Genomic DNA, 20919 nt, shown 5'->3' with positions numbered 1-20919 from the left:
CCGCCGCCAAGAATCACGCCCCGCAACGGCGAAACGTCCGAAAAATCCCGGCCCCACGCCAGACTGATGTGCTCCAACGCAGGTTGGACATTGTTGGTCGGATCGAAATCGACCCACCCCAACACCGGACAAAACACCGATACCCAGGCATGCGACGCGTCAGCGCCGATCAATCGTGGCTGGCCGGGCGGTGGCTGAGTCAGCAGATAGCCACTGATGTAACGTGCTGCCAACCCTCTTGACCGCAAACACGCGAGCATCAAGTGCGCGAAGTCCTGACAGACACCGCGCCGGGTTTCCAGGACCTCCACTAGCGGCGTCGCAACCTGCGTCGCTTCATCGTCAAACGTGAACTCGCTGAAGATTTTTTCCATCAACGCCTGTGCGCACAACAGCAGTGGTCGCCCCGGCGGGAAGCAACTGGCCGAAAAATCGACGAACGACTGCTTGAGATGGACATAGGGCGATTCAAAGCGATAACGGCAGGCTTCGAGAATATCCGCCGACACTCGCTTGGCACTGTAAGTCAGCGCGCTCTGGGTGTCGCTCCAGCAGGCTGACTGATTGAAGTCCAGCAGCGGACGCCTGAGCACCTCCACCTTCAGCCGGGCGTTGACCTGCAACTCATCATGCGGGCGCTCGAAGGCAAGGCGTGTCAGTGGGTTGCCGAACACATCCAGCTCGTCGCGACGGCTGGTCGGCACCGGGTTGATCAGCAGTTGCCGCTCGGTACATACCTGCCAAGGATTATGGCGTGGCCACAAATGCGCCAACTGCTGCGCCAGCGAAACCGGGCTGTCGTAGTGATAATGGGTGTCGTGAAGAATCAGGTAATGAGCGCTCATCAGACAGACACCGTACGTTGACTGACATCATCGACATGGGCGAAATGGCGCAACGCCAGTCGGTCGGACACTTGCCCACTGGTGTCACCAATGTCTTGCAGCAAATCAGCCAGGCCATCGAGCACGGCCTTCAGACTACTTTCGCCGAACAGCGGATTCTCCAGCGTGCCGAGATCGAACGCTGCCAGACGCTGAATCAATACCGAAAGACTGGCGTCCCGAGGGGCGCCGAAGTCTTGATTCAAGCGGGTCAGCGAACGCGACACCAACTTGAGCTGGAACAACACCGCGTGTGGGTTTTGCTCATCGAGCAGCAGCAGGTCGAGGACTGGAATCAACTGCGGCAGTGCCAGATACCGCGAGCGATAGGTAATGCTGCTGTTGCCCAGTTCCAGTAACCATTCAAGCCCTGCCTGATCGAACACCGCGTCGCTGCGCAGGAACGCCGCCAGGCTGGTGCTGAGAAATTGCAGGCGCTCGATGCGTCGACCTATCATCAGGAAGCTCCAACCTTCATCGCGCGTCATGTCATCCAGGGCGAAACCGGATAACGCCGCCAGCGACATCACCAGCCGATTGAGGAAGTCCAACAGCTCACCGAAATCCGGCGTGTCGGTTTCCAGGTCCATTGCTTCGCGCTGCAACTCTACCAGCGCCTGCCAGTTTTCCCGAGACAGCTTGCCGCGCACCTGGGAAGCCGCCCACTGCAAGCGTTGCAGATTGGCACGCAAGCTCGACGGCCAGTCCTCACCCAGCAATGCCTGTAGCAAGCGATCGCTCAGATCATCACCTTCTCCGGGCTCTTCAACCTCAGGCAACAAATGCAGACGCTCGCCCAAATCGACGGCAGCTTGCAACGCCAGCGCGTCGTCATCATCCACGTAACGCGCCAGCATGATACGCAGCAAACGTGCGCTGTCGTCGCAACGCTCGCAATAACGACCGAACCAGAACAGGTTCTCTACCACCCGCGACGGCAAATAAGGGTCGCGTCGGATCAAATCGTGAACCCCCAGCGCACGCCGACTTTTCCAAGGCTCGCTGCCTTGGGATCGCTCGCCGAGAACCCAGGTGTCTTTACTCGCGCCACCGCGCTGCATGGAGACCACGTCAGCGTCGGCGTCCGCAGCTACACGGGTCAAACCACCTGGCAGAACGCGATAACCCTCGGCGCCAGCCACCGCGTAGACACGCATGCCAATGGCCCGCGGCTGCAATTGACCATCATCGGACTGCCAAATCGGTGCCTGAGACAGCTGCGCCAGCTCTTGTGCCACGTACGCATAAGGCCGGGCCTGCATGCGTGCGGCCAAGGCCTGACGTTGTTCTGCGTTGAGATCACGACCGAACACAGGAGCGAAACTCTGTGAGGGGAATGCCGGTTTGATCAGCAGCTCAGGGAGTTTTTCCAATGCTTGCGCAAGCACTGGCGGCTCGCCGCACCACCACGTCGCAACCGATGGCAGGATCAGCTCTTCGCCAAACAGAAATTCGTTGATCTTCGGTAAGAAGCCCAGCAAGCCCGGCGACTCCAGTACGCCGCTGCCCAAGGCGTTCGCCACCAGTACCCGACCTCGGCGGACGGCTTCCAGCAAACCGGGCACGCCCAATGCTGAATCGGTGCGCAGCTCCAACGGATCGCAGAAGTCGTCGTCCAACCGACGCATGATCGCGTGAACCCGGCGCAGGCCGCTCAGGGTTTTCAGGTAAACCGTGGCATCACGGACGGTCAGATCGCCGCCCTCGACCAGCGGATACCCCAACTGCCTGGCGAGATACAGATGCTCGAAATAGCTCTCGTTGAAGCGCCCCGGCGTGAGCAAGACCACCAGCGGCGCTTCGTTGCTACCCGGAGCCTGACGTGCGAGGGTTTCCTGCAGCGAACTGAAGAAGCCAGACAAATGCTGAACCTTCAAATCGCGGTACAACTCAGGAAACGCGCGCGAGACGATCAGCCGGTTTTCCAGCGCATAACCAGCACCCGATGGCGCCTGCGTACGGTCAGCGGTGACCCACCAACGACCGTCTGGAGTACGCGCCAGATCAACGGCGTACATGTGCAGGAAAATGCCTTCCGGTGGCGTCATTCCCTGACACGGCCAAAGAAAATTGTTATGACCAAACACCAGCTCAGCGGGCAGCAGCCCTTCGGCGATCAGCCTCTGTGGACCATACAAATCAGCCAGCACCGCGTTGAGCAACCGCGCACGCTGCGCGATGCCGGCCGAGAGCTGCTGCCACTCCTGTGCAGGAATCAAATGCGGCAGTAAATCCAGCTCCCACGGGCGATCCGCACCTTTTGGGTCGGCGTAGACGTTGTAGGTGACGCCGTTTTCCTGAATTTGTCGGGTCAGCAGCGCCTGGCGTTGAATCAGTTGCGCGGGGGTGCTGCGTTGTAGGTGCTCGTACAGACGCACCCAATGCGCACGCACAGCACCGCTGGCGTCGAGCATCTCGTGATAAGTACCCGCTGATAGAGGGTAGCGGTCAAACAGGTCGGGCATGGAGGGCTCGGCAGACGACTCATTAGGGCTTCAGATTAGCGCAGGCAATGACATACGGATTTATCGCTTCCATGCAGCATTCGTAGGGTCAGGCCGCCTGAAGAAATGACACTTCAGACGGCTGCCTGGACTGGTTTCAATGCAGACGCATGTCCAGCGTCATGGGCATTTCATCGTTGATGGATGGCGGCTCGATCACCAATTTGCCGGGGGTATGGCCGACGCGGAAAAACCGCGAAAGGCGCCGACTTTCAGCTTCATTGGCGTTGACCGGCAGGGTTTCATAGTTGCGACCACCCGGATGCGCGACATGATACTCGCAGCCACCCAATGAACGCTGCATCCAGGTATCAACGATGTCGAAAACCAGCGGTGCGTGGACAGCAATGGTCGGTTGCAGACAATTCGCGGGTTGCCAGGCGCGATATCGCACGCCTGCAACGAATTCACCGACGCGCCCTGTCGGCTGCAAAGGCAAAGGAATGCCATTGCAGGTCAACTGATAACGCTGCGGCGGCATGCCATTGACCTTCAGTTGCAAGCGCTCCAGCGAAGAATCCACATAGCGCACGGCGCCGCCCGCAGCGCCCTCTTCACCCAGCACGTGCCAAGGCTCAAGGGCCTGGCGTAATTCCAGCTCGATACCGCTGACCGCGTAATCGCCAACTTTAGGGAAGCGGAATTCCAGATGCGCCTCGAACCACTGCGCACGCACCGGATAACCGGCCGCATTGAGATCGACGATGACATCGGCGAAATCCTGATTGATAAAGTGCGGCAGCATGAAGCGGTCGTGCAGCTCAGTGCCCCAGCGCGCGAGCTTCGCGGGCGCGTAGGGTTCGCGCCAAAACTTGGCCACCAGCGCCCGCAACAGCAACTGCTGCGCCAAACTCATTCGTGCATGGGGCGGCATTTCGAAAGCACGCAACTCCAGCAGGCCAAGACGCCCTGTGGCGCCATCCGGCGAATACAGCTTGTCGATGCAGAACTCGGCGCGGTGAGTGTTGCCAGTCACGTCGATCAACAGGTTGCGCAACAAGCGGTCTACCAGCCAGGGAGGGCTTTGCTCACCCGGTTTGGGCATTTGCGAAAACGCAATTTCCAACTCGTACAGCGAATCGTTGCGCGCCTCATCCACACGCGGCGCCTGCGACGTTGGCCCAATGAACAGGCCCGAAAACAGGTATGACAGCGAGGGATGATTGTGCCAATAGCTGAGCAAACTGCGCAGCAGATCGGGCCTGCGCAGGAACGGTGAATCCCCAGGCGTCGCGCCACCCAGTACAAAGTGGTTACCGCCACCGGTGCCGGTGTGACGTCCATCGATCATGAATTTTTCGGTGGTCAAGCGCGTCAAGCGTGCTTGTTCATAAAGAAACTCGGTGCGCTCGGCCAACTCGTCCCACGTGGCGGACGGCTGTACGTTGACTTCGATTACGCCCGGATCTGGCGTGATGCGAAAGTTCGACAGACGCGGGTCACTCGGCGGCTCGTAGCCTTCCAGCAATACCGGACAATCAAGCTCCTGGGCGGTCGACTCAATGGCAGCGACCAGTTCCAGATAAGCCTCCAGGCCTTCCAGCGGCGGCATGAACAGGTACAACCGCCCGCCGCGCACCTCCGCGGCCAATGCCGTGCGCGTCAGCCAATCAGCAGACTGATCAATAGCCGGCATGCGTTCAGCGTTAGCATCCGGGTTTTCCTTCAGGCCATCGACGTTCGCTTGCAGCGCATCGCGATTGGGCAGATCAGGAAAGTCCTGGTTGTGATCGGTCGGGTGGATGTACGGGTATTCTGCCGCCTTGACCCACGGTTGCGAGGCCAGCGGCAAACGATAACCCAGCGGCGAATCCCCCGGCACCAGGCGACAATGTTCATCGCGCAGGAACCACCGCCCACTCTGCCAGCGGTCATCGGCAGCGTTACGCGCCAGTGGCATCACGTATCCGATGACTTTATCCAGCCCCTGCGAAAAGACTTTATTGAGCCGCGCACGCTCCAGTTCGTCGCCCAGACGAGAGTCTTGAGCGCTGACGTTTTTCGGCAACGCGCCTTCTCGCCACAGGTAATAGAAATTGTCTTCAAAAGCTGGAAACACATAGCGCGCAGGCAGTTTCAGTCGCTCGGCGATGGTGCGCAGGAAACGTCCAGCCATATCGCTAGTGGCGCCATAATCCTCATGCTCATCTGCGATCAGCGCGGTATTGCGCCAGACTGGCTGACCGTCGCGCCGCCAGAAGCAGTTCAATGACCAGCGCGGCAGTTGCTCACCGGGGTACCACTTGCCCTGGCCGAAATGTACGAGCCCCTGCGGCGCATAATGCTTGCGCATGCGCTGGAATAATTCGGCAGACAGGATGCGTTTTTTCGGACCCAGCGCGGCTGTGTTCCATTCGGCGCCGTCACGGTCATCGATAGAGACGAACGTGGGCTCTCCGCCCATAGTCAGGCGCACATCATCGCGCACCAGATCGCGGTCGATCTGCCGGCCCAGCGCCTGAATGTCGAGCCACTGCTCTTCGGTATAAGGTTTGGTAACGCGTGGAGCCTCCCAGATCCGCTCCAGCGACATGTCATGGCTGAACTCGGTTTTGCAAGGCTCGACCAGCCCACTGATGGGAGCCGCCGATGTAGGATCGGGGCTGCAAGCCAGCGGGATATGGCCTTCGCCCGCAAACAATCCAGAGGTCGCATCAAGACCCACCCAGCCTGCGCCTGGCAAATACACCTCGCACCAGGCGTGCAGGTCGGTGAAATCAACATCCGTACCCGACGGCCCATCAAGGGCCTGGACGTCAGCTTTGAGTTGGATCAGGTAACCGGAGACGAAGCGCGCCGCCAGCCCAAGGTGTCGCAACAATTGCACCAACAGCCACGCGGAGTCGCGGCACGAGCCCGACGCGTTTTCCAGGGTGAACTCAGGCGTCTGAATGCCCGGCTCCATGCGGATCAGGTAACCGATGTCCTGGGCGAGGCGCTGATTGAGCCCCACCAGAAAATCGATGGCCGGAATGGGAGTGCGATCAATGCTGTCCAGATACGCCTGAAACATCGGCGTCAGCGGCAGCTTTTCCAGATAAGGCGCCAGCTCGCGCTGCTCCTCGCCTGCGTAGGTAAATGGAATCTTTTCGGCGTAGGGCTCAAGGAAAAAGTCGAACGGATTGAAGACCGCCATTTCGGCGACCAGATCGACTTCGACTCTTAATTCGGAAGTCTTCTCCGGGAACACCAACCGCGCCAGGTAGTTACCCTGCGGGTCCTGTTGCCAGTTGATGAAGTGGTTTTCAGGCAGGACTTTCAGCGAATAGGACAAAACCCGAGTACGGCTGTGCGCCGCCGGACGCAAGCGTACGATTTGCGGACCTAGCTCTACCGCACGTTCGTAGCGGTAATGCGTGACATGGTGCAAAGCAATATGAATCGACACGGCGTGCCTCCTGCGAGCCTGGACGGTAGCGGAACCGCGCAAGACTTATGCCATCCGGACAAAACCTGCGGCTCCTGCATAGATGCTGCTCGCTCAGCTAAGCACAGCACCAAAATCGCGCCAGCGGTGGCTGACTGTGCAAGGGTCGCACGGAAATGAGGCAGAGCATAATTCTGAAGGCATACGTACGATCTTGAGTCGCCAAGCCTCAGGGGTATTTGCCTGAGTCCAACTTGCGCAGAAGCAGCACCAGCTTCAGAACCACCGCAAAAAGGCCCACAGCCAGTAAATGAAAAAACATGGTAAGCCAATACAGCCCAAAATCATTAACTGCCGAATAATTACGCTGACGAATAAATCTGTGTGTCTCAGCAACGACTTCACTTACAAGGCCAGCATATATCAAATAACACCAGTATCCGATCGCAGACGTCAAGAAAACCAGGAGAAACAGATAAAAAAATCTCCTTATTACCAGACCTTCACTATCTAAAGCCGCAGCTTTTTCTGCCTGATCCCTAAGTCTATTATTGATGGCGATTTCTCGCTTTGAGATTTTATTCTTACGCCTTACATTCGAATTTACGTCGATGGCAAACCTACCCACTTCACCGCCCCCATACTGATGCACAGAGGCACGCTGACGTCGGAATTCTCTAAACTCTATGTAAAACTGTCTATGTCGATTGCTATTAAAGGAAAGCAAGCCTAATAACGGAAAAGAAATTGCAAATGCATACACTAGGAAATTCGGCTGATACCCCATAGCAGGAACAACGATCAAAAGGCAAAGTATCAAAATACCTATCGAAACTTTCAGCCATAGACCTCTCCCTCCTGTGATCATAAAATTACAGTGAAACACTATTGCCGCGCACGAAAAGCCTGACACCACCAGAAAACGCTCCCCCGCTGAGATCGAAAATTCCGTCAAATAGGTAGCCACCACAATCCATAGCGCGAAAGCCACCGACAAACAGGCAATAACTATATTGCAAGCACATACCGGAAGATAACTCCGACGATGCGCTTCCATTTCCAAATAATTACTCATCAGTAACTTCCTGATAAATACGGTACTTTCAATTCGATCCCTTGCCTGACTTCGTGCGACGGAAAAACCATCCCGCAGTTGTATGGAGTTCACCCTTTTTCCCTTTGTGCCTAGTCAGAGCGCAGGAGAATAGTCAGCCGCCCTACGTGACGATGTAGGAAGTTCTTCTTTGTTCCGTATGAACTGTCTCGATCTATCTTCAACGTATTGCGATCAAGCCTGTAGTACGAAAAGGTGCGCGGCGACAATTCGTCGACCACTGTTTTTCAGGGAGCGGTAATGGCAATCGATATGTTTTTGAAGCTGGGCGATATCAAAGGTGAGTCCAAGGACAGCGCTCATCGAGACGAAATCGACATCCACTCATTCCAGTGGGGTATGTCGCAGTCGGGCTCGATGCATCAGGGCGGCGGAGGTGGTGCTGGCAAGGTCAGCATCAACAACCTTAGCCTGAACAAGTCGCTGGATAAGTCTTCGCCCAACCTGATGATGGCCTGTTCAAGCGGTAAACATTATCCAGAGGCAACGCTCACGGTACGCAAGGCTGGCGGAAGCAGCCCGGTGGAATACATGATCATCACGCTAAAGGAAGTGATGGTCGCGTCCTATAACACCGATGCAGGCAACAGCGACGAAATTCAGAAAGAAGGCATCGCGCTCAACTTTGGTAAAGTCGAAGTCAGCTACCAACCCCAAAAAGCCGACGGCAGCAAAGACGGCGGAGCGATCAAGTACGGTTGGAACATCCGCGAAAACATCAAGATTTAGAAAGCAAAACGCCAGCTTGAAAGCTGGCGTTTGTTTTACCGAGTACAACAGTGCTTAACGCGGGAGTGCCCGCTGCGGGCTTTCCCTTTTTATTCGCTTTGGCAGAATCGAATTCGATTACCGAAAGGGTCGTAGACTTCCAGGACTTTTCCCCAACCCTGCTCAACAATGTCCGGACGGCCGTACCCGTAGCGCTTGGCAAGTAACTCATCACGGAGCAGCTCGATATTTTGCATGGGGACAAAAATCGTCGATCCGGGGCTCGCATCGCCATGATGCTCGGAAAGATGTAATTGGAGAGAGTTGCGTGTTATCCCCAAGTACAGCGGTAAATGCGCTTCGAACCGATGCTCAAACTCCACACTGAAGCCCAGAAAATCAAGATAGAACTCGCGCGCCTTGGTTTCGTCAAACATCCGTAATATTGGGATGGGTTTGTCGAACGTGACATTCGCAGCATTTTTTTTCTGAGGGAGTAACGCTGAAGCGGTATTCCAGTCCTTGTAACCCAATTGCTGCGCCACCAGCTCAAGAGCACCGGAGTGAGACACCTCCTGATTGCGCACCTTCAACGAGGCGCGCAGCCTGTTAGCCATTTGTTTGGCTTTCTCAATTGACAGCATCATTCCTCCTGGAGTCGAGATCGAAGCATCTTGGTGCTCGCGTTGCCAAACCTCAACTCTTAAGAGAAATGCGACATGGTTTGGGAAAAAAGATGCTTTCACCTTTCCTTTCGGGAGCGAGCGGCTGGCAGCATCGGCGCGCTGCTGATCTTACACAGCCGCTACCACGGGCGAAAGCAATCCCAGATGCCTGACTGATTCACCACGACTGCGGCCCCTAGGAACCAAAGTCACTTCATCCCCAACCGCGCTGAGCCAAATCGGCTCGTCCGATTCTAAAAAATCAGCTAATAAAAACGCTGTAGCCAATTCTTGTTATCACAACCACTCCAACATCCTATCGGTAGCCCCAAACAACGCTGGATCACCGTTGCCCGCTGCTTTTGGGGTGCAGATAGATCACATACCCATCGTGTTAGCGGTCACAAGATTAAAGTCGCCTTGAACGGGGACACTTCCCATTTATGTGCTCACACTATCTCTCTGTACATTGTTTACACATAACCACTGGAAATGAAACGCCGAGGCCAGCTCTCTAATTGAGCAGTTCAGTGAACCGGGTGCGAAAAGGTGACCTTTATCGCAGCGCATTCAAAGCCGCGCATTGATTACACCCCCTATGTTTAGCTCCCTACTTAGTAGCTGACTAGCAGTCTAAATACATATAAATCAACTCATTAGACGCTCGATTGAAATCATCGTTGAAAAATTGGTGTTTTTTGCCCCCCGGTCTATAGTTGATTCTGGCCCTGATAGCCCAAAGGTCAGATTTCAAGGAAAGGCATAATAATGGAAAACATACACAAACAGTCACTCATAGCATTTGCCGTTTTCACGACAGCACTAACAGGATGTACGAATATTGACTTCCGAGAGCCGATCACCTCATACAATCAGGGAATGTCGACTTCAGGGGCAATTCTTTCGACCTATTACTCAGGTTTAAACGATGCGGCAAGAACAACCTACCTACTACAAGCAAAGTACACAGAACCCCCACAGGAAGTTTTTGAACAAGTCGGATCACAAAGAACAGGTTTAGTGTCAGTATTCCCCCCTGAAGCCATAAAGGCCAGGCTGGACGCAGTCAGTTTAATCAATCAATATGGCTCCAAACTCGCCCAATTGGCAGGCACTAACTCTCCGGAGCGAATCAATAAAGGAGTGGTCAACATTGGTACCGCCTACACTGGCCTCGCGAACAATTTCAGTGATGCCGCGAAGCTTGGCAATAATGATACAAGTGTGAAATATATCCAACCCGTTAGCTCTATCGTTGGCGTTCTTCTCGCTAAATACGAGGACGACAATAGGGATCGTCTTCTCGCTGATGCAGTTAAAGCAGGCCATGGCCCGGTAGATACCATACTTTTGCTACTTGAAGCCGATATACCCATTATGTACTCTTTAGCCAAGTCAAATGCTAGCGCTCAACTATCAGCGGCCACGACCTACTACAATAAAAATCGGCTTAATATTTCTTTCCCTGAAAGATCTGCAAGGCTTGATGAAATTTCCTCTCTAGCCAAGACATATCAAATATTGACTATCACGCAGCCCACCGATGTAGTGATCGCCATGCGCGAAGCTAACGCAGCACTTTTAACTTATGCTGAAAACCCGAAAGACAAAAATCGCATAGTGACACTTACCTCTGAACTTGACACTTTCAATAGCCGAATCGCACCTATCGCACAGGCTTTAAATCAGTTAAGGAGCAACTGAAATGGGAAAAATAATCGTTGACGACACGTTCGACACTAGCGGTCTTGACTCCAACCAAAAGATAGATATTCCTGAATTATTTAAGGTAATTGACGCAACCTACCTTATGAACAGGGACGGACAATACACAAGTGATCAGAGGGCAGAGTTTCTGACAAAAGGCGATAGGCTTTTGGAGCAAGCAACTCAAATTGTTAAGGTGTATTTTGAAAAGGGCGTTGAGGAAATAAAAACTGCCAATAAAGAAATCAAGAAAACAAAAAACTCCATCAATCAATCGTTGCTAGATATTGAGAAAACTGCAGATACTATTGAGCAGTTAGGCACACTCATCAACTCTTTGTCTGCCGTCATTAACCTTCTCCCATAGCTATTGATCTGCCAGTAACATTAGTGGAATGACACCTACCGAAGAAAGTTTTTTTGCTGTCTTTCTTCGGATCAGCTTTAAAATATGCACAACCACTCTCTTATATTATTCGAAGCACTATTCACATTTAATTATGCTTGCTTCTATTATTTGGAGGTCAAGCCATCTATTTAACCACTCAACCATGTGCCATATGACACTGCAAAAATGGAGAAAGCCCCCTACTGCTATCGGAGTAGTTTTCTTCCTCTGTGTGATCAGTCTTCTACGGTCAGATCAAAGTCAGTTACCAGCCTCAAAAAGCCCACGGCAATAAAAACGGCAGGCCGATCAAGCATGGTTAGAACATCCGCGAAAACATCAAAATCTGAAACGCAAAACGCCAGCTCGAAAGCCGGCGTTTGCTTGACCGAACAAGACAGCGCCTAACGCGGGAATACCGGCTTACGCGCAGGCTTACCTTTACCGCTAGCCTTGCCGCCCTTGGCCGCGTCCATTCGTTCTTTGGCCGCTTGCTTGTTCCGGGCCATGGCTGCAGCTTTGGCTTCTTCGCGTTTATCCCACGGTTTGCTGCCATCGCTGGCGCGCGGCGGCAGGCCGGTGTGCTGGGTTTGAATCAGCGTGGTCTTGCCGACCTTGTGGCTGCCGGACGGCGTTGAGTTTTTGCGACGGGCGCTCTGGTAGGCGTCAGTTTCCGGCTGATACAGCGGAATCAGCTGGTTCTTGCCTGACCCGATCAAGTCGGAGCGGCCCATGCGCTCAAGTGCTTCGCGCAGCATCGGCCAGCCCTTCGGATCGTGATAACGCAAGAAGGCCTTGTGCAGGCGGCGTTGCTCCTCGCTTTTAACGATAGTGACCGCATCGCTCTTGTAGGTGACTTTGCGCAGCGGGTTTTTGCCCGAGTGGTACATGGCGGTGGCGGTGGCCATCGGGGATGGGTAAAACGCCTGTACCTGATCGGCACGAAAACCGTTGCCCTTGAGCCACAGAGCGAGGTTCATCATGTCTTCATCGGTAGTGCCGGGGTGAGCCGCAATGAAGTAGGGAATCAGGTACTGCTCTTTGCCTGCTTCCTTGGAGTACTTCTCGAACATGCGCTTGAACTTGTCATAGCTGCCGATGCCCGGCTTCATCATCTGGTTGAGCGGACCTTCCTCGGTGTGTTCCGGGGCGATCTTCAGGTAACCGCCGACGTGGTGCGTCACCAGTTCCTTGACGTATTCCGGCGACTCGACGGCCAGGTCGTAACGCAGACCGGAAGCAATCAGAATCTTCTTCACACCCGGTAATGCACGGGCGCTGCGGTACAGCTGAATCAGCGATGAGTGGTCGGTGTTCAGGTTTGGGCAAATGCCTGGGAATACGCAGGACGGCTTGCGGCACGCGGATTCAATTTCCGGGCTCTTGCAAGCGATGCGGTACATGTTCGCGGTAGGGCCGCCGAGGTCGGAAATGACGCCGGTGAAGCCTGGCACCTTGTCACGGATCTCTTCGATCTCGCGAATGATCGACTCTTCGGAGCGGTTCTGGATAATCCGGCCTTCGTGCTCGGTGATCGAGCAGAAGGTACAGCCGCCAAAGCAACCACGCATGATGTTCACAGAGAAACGGATCATGTCGTAGGCCGGGATTTTTTCCTTGCCGTATGCAGGGTGCGGGACGCGCGCGTATGGCATACCGAACACGTAGTCCATTTCTTCGGTGGTCATGGGAATCGGCGGCGGATTGAACCAGACGTCGACTTCGCCGTGCTTCTGCACCAGCGCACGCGCATTACCGGGGTTGGTTTCCAGATGCAATACGCGGTTGGCGTGGGCATACAGGACCGAGTCGTTGCGCACCTTTTCCATGGACGGCAGACGAATCACCGTCTTGTCACGGGTCATGCGCGGGCTGGCAAGGATCTGAACGACTTTGGCTTCGTTAGGGTCTTCTACCGGCCCCTTGTCTTGCTCGATGGCGCAGGCTTCGGTGTCCTGGGTGTTGACGTACGGGTTGATGATCTTGTCGACCTTGCCCGGACGGTCGATGCGCGTGGAGTCGACTTCGTACCAGCCCTGCGGCGTATCGCGACGGATGAACGCTGTGCCACGCACATCAGTGATGTCTTCAATCTTATGGCCGTAGGACAGACGCTGCGCAACCTCGACAATCGCGCGCTCGGCGTTGCCGTACAGCAGGATATCAGCGCAGGCGTCGATCAGGATCGAGTTGCGCACCTTGTCCTGCCAGTAGTCGTAATGCGCGATCCGGCGCAACGAAGCCTCGATGCCGCCAAGCACGATTGGCACATGCTTGTAGGCCTCTTTGCAGCGTTGGCTATAAACCAGGCTTGCGCGGTCCGGACGCTTGCCAGCCATGCCACCTGGGGTATAGGCGTCGTCGGAGCGGATTTTCTTGTCTGCGGTGTAGCGGTTGATCATCGAGTCCATGTTGCCCGCTGCAACACCAAAAAACAGATTCGGCTCGCCGAGCTTCATGAAGTCGTCTTTGGATTGCCAGTTCGGCTGGGCGATGATCCCGACGCGGAAGCCTTGCGACTCCAGCAGCCGGCCAATGATCGCCATGCCAAACGATGGATGATCGACGTACGCATCGCCGGTGACGATGATGATGTCGCAGGAGTCCCAGCCAAGTTGGTCCATTTCTTCCCGGCTCATTGGCAGGAAAGGTGCTGGCCCGAAACACTCGGCCCAGTACTTCGGATAGTCAAATAACGGCTTGGCTGCTTGCATGTCAGGACCTACGTGTTTGCACGTTGGAAAATCGCGGGCGCGGAATATAGCATAAATTTTGATCAAGTCCGACGGTGGTGGTCGGTTTTACCAGACCAGTTGCTAGCACAGCGCTCACTGTCATTTATGACAGTACCGGCACACAGGGCAAAAGACTAATCTGAGCACGGGCTGCTTCAAGAACCATTCACCAGGAGACACTGCCCATGCCAAGCACGATGCATGCGCATACGCCTTCGCTACAGGTTATCGACAGTCGAGGGCTGGCGGTGCGTCACACCAACTATCACCGGACCCTGGTCGGCGAGCGCGCGCAGGCGCGGGTTGAGCGACGACAATATGATCCGGCCGCAAGACTGACTGCGACCTGGGATCCGCGTTTGTCTGCCCGACTTGATGACGATCCGGCAACTCACCCCAACCTTGCCAACATATTCAGCCTTTCTGATGCGCCGCTATCGGTTGAGAGTGCCGACGCCGGCTGGCGTGTGACGCTGCTGGGCGAGGCTGGGCAGATTGTCGAAAGCTGGGATGCACGCGATAGCCATTGGCTCAGTGAGTACGACGAATTCCTGCGGCCGTTGGCCACTCGCGAACAGGCCAGCGGGCAATCCTGGCGCACCTGCGAACGCTTTCTATATGCCGACAGCTCTGGGCAAGCTGCGGCTGACAACCTGTGCGGTCAACAGGTGCGTTGCGACGATGGAGCAGGTTGCCAACAGGTACAAGCCTGCAGCATTACCGGGCAACCCTTGCAGGAGAGCCGACGCTTTCTGAATAACCTGGAACTGCCGGACTGGCCTGAAGACCTGACGCTTCGGGAGGACCTGCTGGAGCCCGGTGGCGGAGCAGCGACGAGTTTCACTTATGGTCCAACAGGCGAGACGCTCACCCAGACCGATGCAATGGGTAACAGACAGGTATTTACCTATGGCATATCGGGACGCCTGGCGAAAATAAGCCTGATACCCAAGGGCGAAGCCGAACAATTGTTGCTGCATGAGCTGAAATACAACGCTTTTGCTCAAATCGAATCACAGACAGCCGGCAATGGCGTAGCGAGTCGCGCCCTGTTCGATCCAGCGGACGGACGCCTCTTGGAGTTAATCGCCACCCGCAAAAACACCGAGCGGCTGCAACACCTGCTCTACAGTTACGACCCGACAGGTAATGTGATCCAGATTGAAGATCAAACACAGCCGACCCGACACTTTCGCAACCAGCGTATCGAGCTGGTCAGCCGCTACGAACATGACAGCCTTTATCAGCTCATCAGCGCGACGGGGCAGGAAATTGCAGGTGCAACGATTCGTCCCGAACTGCCCGAGCTTGCACTACTGCCGCTGGATACCAGCCAGTTGCTTAACTACACCCAGCACTACCAGTACGACGAGGCGGGCAACCTGACCGAACTCAGGCATGAAGGCGCGCAACCCTACACCCGCAGCATGGTCGTCGACACCAACAGCAACCGCACCTTGACCTGGAGTGAAGGCGAAGCACCACCGGACTTCTCGACGCAATTCGACGCCAATGGCAACCTCCAGACGTTGACCGCCGGACAACCGCTGCGCTGGGATGTGCGCAACCAACTGCTTGAGGTCAAGGCAATGACCCGCACAGTCGGCGCCGATGACAGCGAACGCTATGCCTACGACGCCACTGGCATGCGCCTGCGCAAAACCGCCACGGCGCAAGCGAAAACCGTGCAGCACACCCGCGAAGTACGCTACTTGCCGGGCCTAGAGATCCGCACCGACAGTGCTACTGGCGAGCGGCTCGAAGTGATTTCCCTCCAAGCCGGACGTACAAATGTGCGCCACTTGCACTGGGTCGAAGGCAAACCCGACGCAATTGCCAATAATCAACTGCGTTACAGCGTGGACGATCACCTGAGCTCAAGCGCTCTGGAGCTGGACAACGAAGCGAGGTTAATCAGTCACGAAGGTTATTACCCCTTCGGCGGAACGGCCTGGTGGGCTGCGCGCTCAGTCGTTGAGGCGAAATACAAAGTTATCCGTTATTCCGGCAAGGAGCGTGATACGAGCGGGCTTTATTACTATGGGTTGCGTTATTACGCGCCGTGGTTATTACGGTGGATTAATCCGGATCCTGCTGGCAGTGCCTTTAACGGGTATCGAATGGTTGAAAACGGACCCATGAATCGAGTAGATGTGCTGGGTCTGGAGGGCACTGATGTTACTTCTGGCCTGATTACCATCGGGGTCATTATCGCCAGCGCACTGTTCGCACTCGGTGCAAAACGATACAAAACCCACCGTGAGACGATTGAAGCTCAGTCCGCATTTCTTGCGGGCAAACAGTATCAGTACAAACTAACAGATCCCGAACTCAAGAAATTAAGCGTTTTTATAACAAAATGGCCTGCATTCGAAGAGGAGCATTTCGAATTCAGCCAAGGCAGCTCAGGCCAGATTCATGCTTATTATCTTGGAGCTCCCGAACATCACAAGGCCTTCGAGGGAAGCGGTAGCCCGTCGACACATTTGACGATAGCGAACAATAAGGGGATTCCCTACGTTGACTTGCGAGGTAAGCAGGCCGTACTCGCCACACCCCATCAAATAAAGAGCCCGGCAGCAAGAAGTCTAGATTTCACCCCTTATTCAGCACCAAGCCTTACTTCAGCCTTAGAAAGGGCTACTTACAGAAAAAGCTCTGTAGGAAATCCGAACAAAAGGGTCTCGATTGATAAAGTCCCGCAAGCCCCTTTATCAACCCATTCATCGCCTCGCACCTCGATCTCGCCCATCGCAACGATAGGTGACTTTTTCAGCTCTCGTCAATTCAAACTCGCTGAAGCCCACTACCCCAATGACGACTTGCGGGCAGCTGTCATAAAAGCGGTTGAGCGACTCAATACTCGGGGAAAACACGATAAGTCATTACACAAGGTAGGCAAAGAAGAAATCTCTCTCGACCTCCTCGGCGTAGGTGGAGGCACAGGCAGAGGCGGAATACGGTTATTGCTTACAAAAGCCAAGAAGGGACAACTTTGGAGCCCGAGTCGAATTGGAGATACCCACTAGGGACTGATAAAAACCAGAGCATTCCTCATAAACGCATTACTCATCGTCAAAGTTATAACTACCCGGCGCCAGGTTTTCAAAACGGGTGTACTTACCGATAAACGCCAACCGTGCCGTACCGATAGGCCCGTTACGCTGTTTGCCGATGATGATCTCGGCGATGCCTTTGTGCTCGGTTTCCGGATGATACACCTCGTCCCGGTACACAAACATGATGACGTCGGCATCTTGCTCGATCGCTCCGGATTCGCGCAAGTCGGAGTTGATCGGGCGTTTGTTCGGACGTTGTTCCAGGGAGCGGTTGAGCTGCGACAAGGCAACAACCGGGCAGTTAAATTCCTTGGCCAGCGCTTTGAGCGAGCGGGAAATCTCGGAAATTTCGTTGGTCCGGTTATCGCCGCCTGAACCAGGGATCTGCATCAGTTGCAGGTAGTCGATCATGATCAGCGCAATATCGCCGTGCTCACGTACTAGACGTCGAGTCCGCGCACGCATTTCCGACGGGCTGATACCTGCGGTGTCATCGATAAACAGCTTGCGGTCGTTGAGCAGGTTGACCGCAGAGGTCAGCCGAGGCCAATCATCGTCTTCCAGGCGGCCCGCACGGACCTTGGTCTGGTCGATGCGCCCCAGGGAGGAAAGCATACGCATGATCAGCGATTCGCCTGGCATCTCCAGCGAGTAGACCAAAACCGCCTTGTCGCTACGCAGGACCGCATTTTCCACAAGGTTCATGGCGAACGTGGTCTTACCCATCGATGGACGACCGGCGACGATGATCAGGTCGGATGGCTGCAGGCCGCTGGTCATGCCATCCAGGTCGGTGTAACCGGTGGACAAGCCCGTGATCGCATTATCGGTATTGAACAGGGTGTCGATGCGATCAATGGCTTTGGTCAGCAGATCGTTCACGCTAACCGGACCGCCGGTCTTGGGCCGTGCTTCGGCGATCTGGAAGATCTGTCGTTCGGCCTCATCAAGGATTTCAGCGCCGGAACGACCTTCAGGGTTGAACGCACTGTCGGCAATTTGGGTGCTGATACCGATCAGCTGTCGCAGGGTCGCGCGCTCGCGAACAATCTGCGCATAGGCCTTGATATTGGCGACCGACGGAATGTTTCTCGCCAGCTCACTGAGGTAACCGAGGCCACCCACTTGAGAAGTCTGGCCCTCTTTGTCCAACTGCTCAGCCAGCGTCACCACGTCGATAGGGCTGTTCTGATCGGCCAACTTGGCGATAGCGCGGAAGATCAAGCGGTGGTCATGCCGATAGAAATCGCCATCCGATACCTGATCCAGCACCCGCTCCCAGGCGTTGTTGTCCAGCATCAAACCACCGAGCACAGCCTGTTCGGCCTCGATGGAGTGCGGCGGCACCTTCAGGGCAGCGGTTTGCAGATCATATTGCTCAGGGGCGGAAATATCGTTCATGGCCACACAGAATCAGGGGTTTGAAATCAGGACAAGCAGAAAGACAAAAGGCACGACCTGAAAACAGGATCGTGCCCGATGTTAACCGGCTGACGCACAAGTCGCCAGACGATTGGACTCCCACACAAGCGTGCGGGAATCAAACTGCTTAAGCAGCCACCACAACAACGCGAACGGTAGCTTCAACATCGCTGTGCAGGTGCACAGCAACATCGAATTCGCCGACGTTACGGATAGTGCCGTTCGGCAGACGAACTTCGCTTTTTGCAACTTCGACGCCAGAGGCGGTCAGTGCATCAGCGATGTCGTGCGTACCGATCGAGCCGAACAGCTTGCCTTCGTCACCGGCAGTGGCAGTGATAGTCACTTCCAGCTCAGCCAGTTGGGCAGCGCGAGTTTCGGCAGAAGCTTTCTTGTCTGCAGCGGCTTTTTCAAGCTCAGCGCGACGCTCTTCGAAAGCAGCCAGGTTGGCAGCAGTCGCAGCGGTGGCTTTGCCGAAAGGCAGCAGGTAGTTACGACCGTAGCCAGCCTTAACGTTTACTTTGTCGCCCAGGTTGCCCAGGTTGGCGATTTTTTCCAGCAGGATCAGTTCCATTTGGTAATAACCTCTTAACTTTAACCTTCACCGTTCGCAGAACCGTTATCGGCATCTTTCGACGCCAACCGGCCGCGAAAATCAATCAGGCTGTCGACAATGGCAAACACCACCAGCAACGGATAGATCAGCTGCATGAACAGCAACAGCGTTACGTACAACCCCACCAGCCAGAACCGGGTCAATCGCTTTGCAGCGACCATTCCGTGAATCAAGGCCAGGCCTGCGAATACCAGCGGTACACTGCACAACGGTGTCAACATCGCCAGTTGCGGACCGAAATTCGGGCCCACCAGCATGCACACCAACAGCACCAGCATTGGCACCCGCGGGAGCTTCAGACTGCGAAATTCGCGCCCGAAACCACCAGGGTTGTACAACAACGCCTGCCAGTAACGCCCAAGAATCAGGCACAACACGCTGACGATTTGCAACAACGCCGCTATCAGGCCATTGAGGACCGGTGCAATCAGTGCTCCAAGACGCGCTCGCTCTTCTACCGACATTTGTTGGTAGATCTCACCGAAGACGTGGGGCAGGAGTTTTTGTAACTCCAGCGCCATGGCTTCGATGGGCTCGCGGAAAACCGCTCCCAGAACCACTGCATACAACAATCCAACCGCTACGCTGACCAGCAGCACACGGACCCAAGACTCGCTGGCGCGTAAAACCGCAGCCAACCCCAACGAACCGAGCAACACCATTAGCGTGCGAGGTTCACCGAAATACCACCAGACCAAAGCCGGTAGCAGAGCCCAGGCGAGGACACCAACGGCATCACTCAACCCGCGTCGCAGGAGCACAAGGCAACCTGCGGCAGCACTCACCCAGAACAACAGCGGCAACGCCGCACATCCAACCACCACAAGGATGGCTTGCATGCGGCCGCGCATGATTAAGTCAGCCAACGCGCGCATGCGATCTATCCCTTACTGCTTTGTCGACTACCTGGTCTCAGCGGCCGTGGCTGTCGGTGTAGGCCAGCAGGGCCAGGAAGCGGGCGCGCTTGATAGCGGTAGCCAGCTGACGCTGATAACGAGCTTTGGTACCGGTAATACGGCTTGGAACGATCTTGCCGGTTTCAGATACATAAGCTTTCAGAGTGTTGAGATCTTTGTAATCGATCTCCTTCACGTTTTCAGCTGTGAAGCGGCAGAATTTACGACGACGGAAGAAACGTGCCATGTAATAGGCTCCTCAAAAGGTCCGTGGATTACTCGTCAGCGTTATCGCTGTTGTCGCTGTTGTCGCCGTCATCGCCATCGGCGCTGTCGGAGTGCTCAGGACGGTCGCGACGCTCACGGCGCTCGCTGCGGTTTTCTTCAGCCTTGAGCATTTCGGACTGACCGGTAACGGCTTCGTCGCGACGGATGACAAGGTTACGGATCACGGCGTCGTTGTAACGGAAGTTGTCTTCCAGCTCGGCCAGAGCCTTGCCAGTGCATTCAACGTTCAGCATCACGTAGTGAGCCTTGTGAACATTGTTGATTGCATAGGCCAGTTGACGACGGCCCCAATCTTCCAGACGGTGGATCTTGCCGCCGTCTTCTTCGATCAGCTTGGTATAACGCTCAACCATGCCGCCGACTTGCTCGCTCTGGTCCGGGTGAACCAGAAAGATGATTTCGTAATGACGCATGAATGCTCCTTACGGGTTGTAGCCTGCCGCCAAAAGCGGTCAGACAAGGAGTGAATAACACTGGTTTGTCTTGCACAGGGACAGGCACATGAGCGCCTGCCGCCACAGCAAGGGGCGCAATTGTAGAGAAGGGTCGTGAGAGGCGCAAGGCAA

At 55.2% G+C, this 20919-nt stretch carries 15 protein-coding genes; 4 read left to right on the top strand and 11 right to left on the bottom strand.

The genetic code is table 11. The features are described 5' to 3' along the window. The 4 genes from VGC62_RS20375 to VGC62_RS20360 all read right to left on the bottom strand — a co-directional run. Positions 1 to 845: transglutaminase family protein (locus VGC62_RS20375; protein WP_331188878.1), on the bottom strand; the 845-nt coding region annotated here is incomplete at its 3' end. Next, positions 845 to 3349, bottom strand: coding sequence for a circularly permuted type 2 ATP-grasp protein (locus VGC62_RS20370; protein WP_331188877.1), 2505 nt, complete (start codon positions 3347 to 3349; stop codon positions 845 to 847). The genes VGC62_RS20375 and VGC62_RS20370, both read right to left, overlap by 1 nt. Before the next feature lie 136 nt (positions 3350 to 3485). Beyond that, positions 3486 to 6776, bottom strand: a complete 3291-nt coding sequence (locus tag VGC62_RS20365) for a transglutaminase family protein (RefSeq protein ID WP_331188876.1) — start codon at positions 6774 to 6776, stop codon at positions 3486 to 3488. A gap of 208 nt (positions 6777 to 6984) precedes the next feature. Beyond that, on the bottom strand, positions 6985 to 7830 hold the full coding sequence (locus VGC62_RS20360; protein ID WP_331188875.1) for a hypothetical protein: 846 nt from the start codon (positions 7828 to 7830) through the stop codon (positions 6985 to 6987). Positions 7831 to 8109: 279 nt separating this feature from the next. On the opposite strand from VGC62_RS20360, the gene VGC62_RS20355 reads away from it, so the two are divergent. Then, entirely contained in the window at positions 8110 to 8598 is a 489-nt protein-coding gene (locus VGC62_RS20355; protein WP_331188874.1) for a type VI secretion system tube protein Hcp, read from the top strand. Positions 8599 to 8687: 89 nt separating this feature from the next. Here VGC62_RS20355 and VGC62_RS20350 read toward each other — a convergent pair whose 3' ends face one another. Beyond that, positions 8688 to 9221 (bottom strand): glyoxalase superfamily protein, encoded by a 534-nt coding sequence (locus VGC62_RS20350; protein ID WP_331188880.1) that lies wholly within the window; start codon positions 9219 to 9221, stop codon positions 8688 to 8690. Between the two features lie 789 nt (positions 9222 to 10010). Between VGC62_RS20350 and VGC62_RS20345 the strand changes: the two genes are divergently transcribed. Both VGC62_RS20345 and VGC62_RS20340 read left to right on the top strand, forming a co-directional pair. After that, on the top strand, positions 10011 to 10946 hold the full coding sequence (locus VGC62_RS20345; RefSeq protein WP_331188873.1) for a hypothetical protein: 936 nt from the start codon (positions 10011 to 10013) through the stop codon (positions 10944 to 10946). Position 10947: 1 nt separating this feature from the next. Further along, a complete protein-coding gene (locus tag VGC62_RS20340; protein ID WP_331188872.1) occupies positions 10948 to 11316 on the top strand; it encodes a hypothetical protein in 369 nt (122 codons plus the stop codon). 425 nt (positions 11317 to 11741) lie between these two features. Here the strand turns inward: VGC62_RS20340 and VGC62_RS20335 are convergent, their stop codons facing one another. Next, the gene (locus VGC62_RS20335; protein ID WP_331188871.1) at positions 11742 to 14051 is read right to left on the bottom strand and encodes a YgiQ family radical SAM protein; all 2310 of its coding nucleotides are present in this window, start codon (positions 14049 to 14051) and stop codon (positions 11742 to 11744) included. Between the two features lie 206 nt (positions 14052 to 14257). Here VGC62_RS20335 and VGC62_RS20330 point away from each other — a divergent pair, with 206 nt between their 5' ends. After that, positions 14258 to 17101 carry an RHS repeat-associated core domain-containing protein gene (locus VGC62_RS20330; RefSeq protein WP_331188870.1) on the top strand — a complete coding sequence of 948 codons (2844 nt, stop codon included), beginning with the start codon at positions 14258 to 14260 and terminating at the stop codon, positions 17099 to 17101. Positions 17102 to 17137: 36 nt separating this feature from the next. On the opposite strand, the gene dnaB is transcribed toward VGC62_RS20330, so the two are convergent. The 5 genes from dnaB to rpsF form a co-directional block, all read right to left on the bottom strand. Continuing rightward, positions 17138 to 18532 carry a replicative DNA helicase gene (dnaB, locus tag VGC62_RS20325; protein WP_331188869.1) on the bottom strand — a complete coding sequence of 465 codons (1395 nt, stop codon included), beginning with the start codon at positions 18530 to 18532 and terminating at the stop codon, positions 17138 to 17140. A gap of 148 nt (positions 18533 to 18680) precedes the next feature. Then, entirely contained in the window at positions 18681 to 19127 is a 447-nt protein-coding gene (gene rplI / locus VGC62_RS20320) for a 50S ribosomal protein L9 (protein WP_331188868.1), read from the bottom strand. Positions 19128 to 19147: 20 nt separating this feature from the next. Next, positions 19148 to 20044: a hypothetical protein gene (locus VGC62_RS20315; RefSeq protein WP_331188867.1), complete on the bottom strand. Its 897-nt coding sequence runs from the start codon at positions 20042 to 20044 to the stop codon at positions 19148 to 19150. A gap of 37 nt (positions 20045 to 20081) precedes the next feature. Next, positions 20082 to 20312 (bottom strand): 30S ribosomal protein S18, encoded by a 231-nt coding sequence (rpsR, locus tag VGC62_RS20310; protein ID WP_037015707.1) that lies wholly within the window; start codon positions 20310 to 20312, stop codon positions 20082 to 20084. Positions 20313 to 20340: 28 nt separating this feature from the next. After that, the gene (rpsF, locus tag VGC62_RS20305; protein WP_122851041.1) at positions 20341 to 20766 is read right to left on the bottom strand and encodes a 30S ribosomal protein S6; all 426 of its coding nucleotides are present in this window, start codon (positions 20764 to 20766) and stop codon (positions 20341 to 20343) included. Positions 20767 to 20919: the final 153 nt, after the last annotated feature.

This window comes from Pseudomonas sp. (genome assembly GCF_036404235.1).
Taxonomy (GTDB): domain Bacteria; phylum Pseudomonadota; class Gammaproteobacteria; order Pseudomonadales; family Pseudomonadaceae; genus Aquipseudomonas.
The sequence above is the reverse complement of the archived record's forward strand: the minus strand, read 5'-3'. Positions and strand labels throughout refer to the sequence as shown.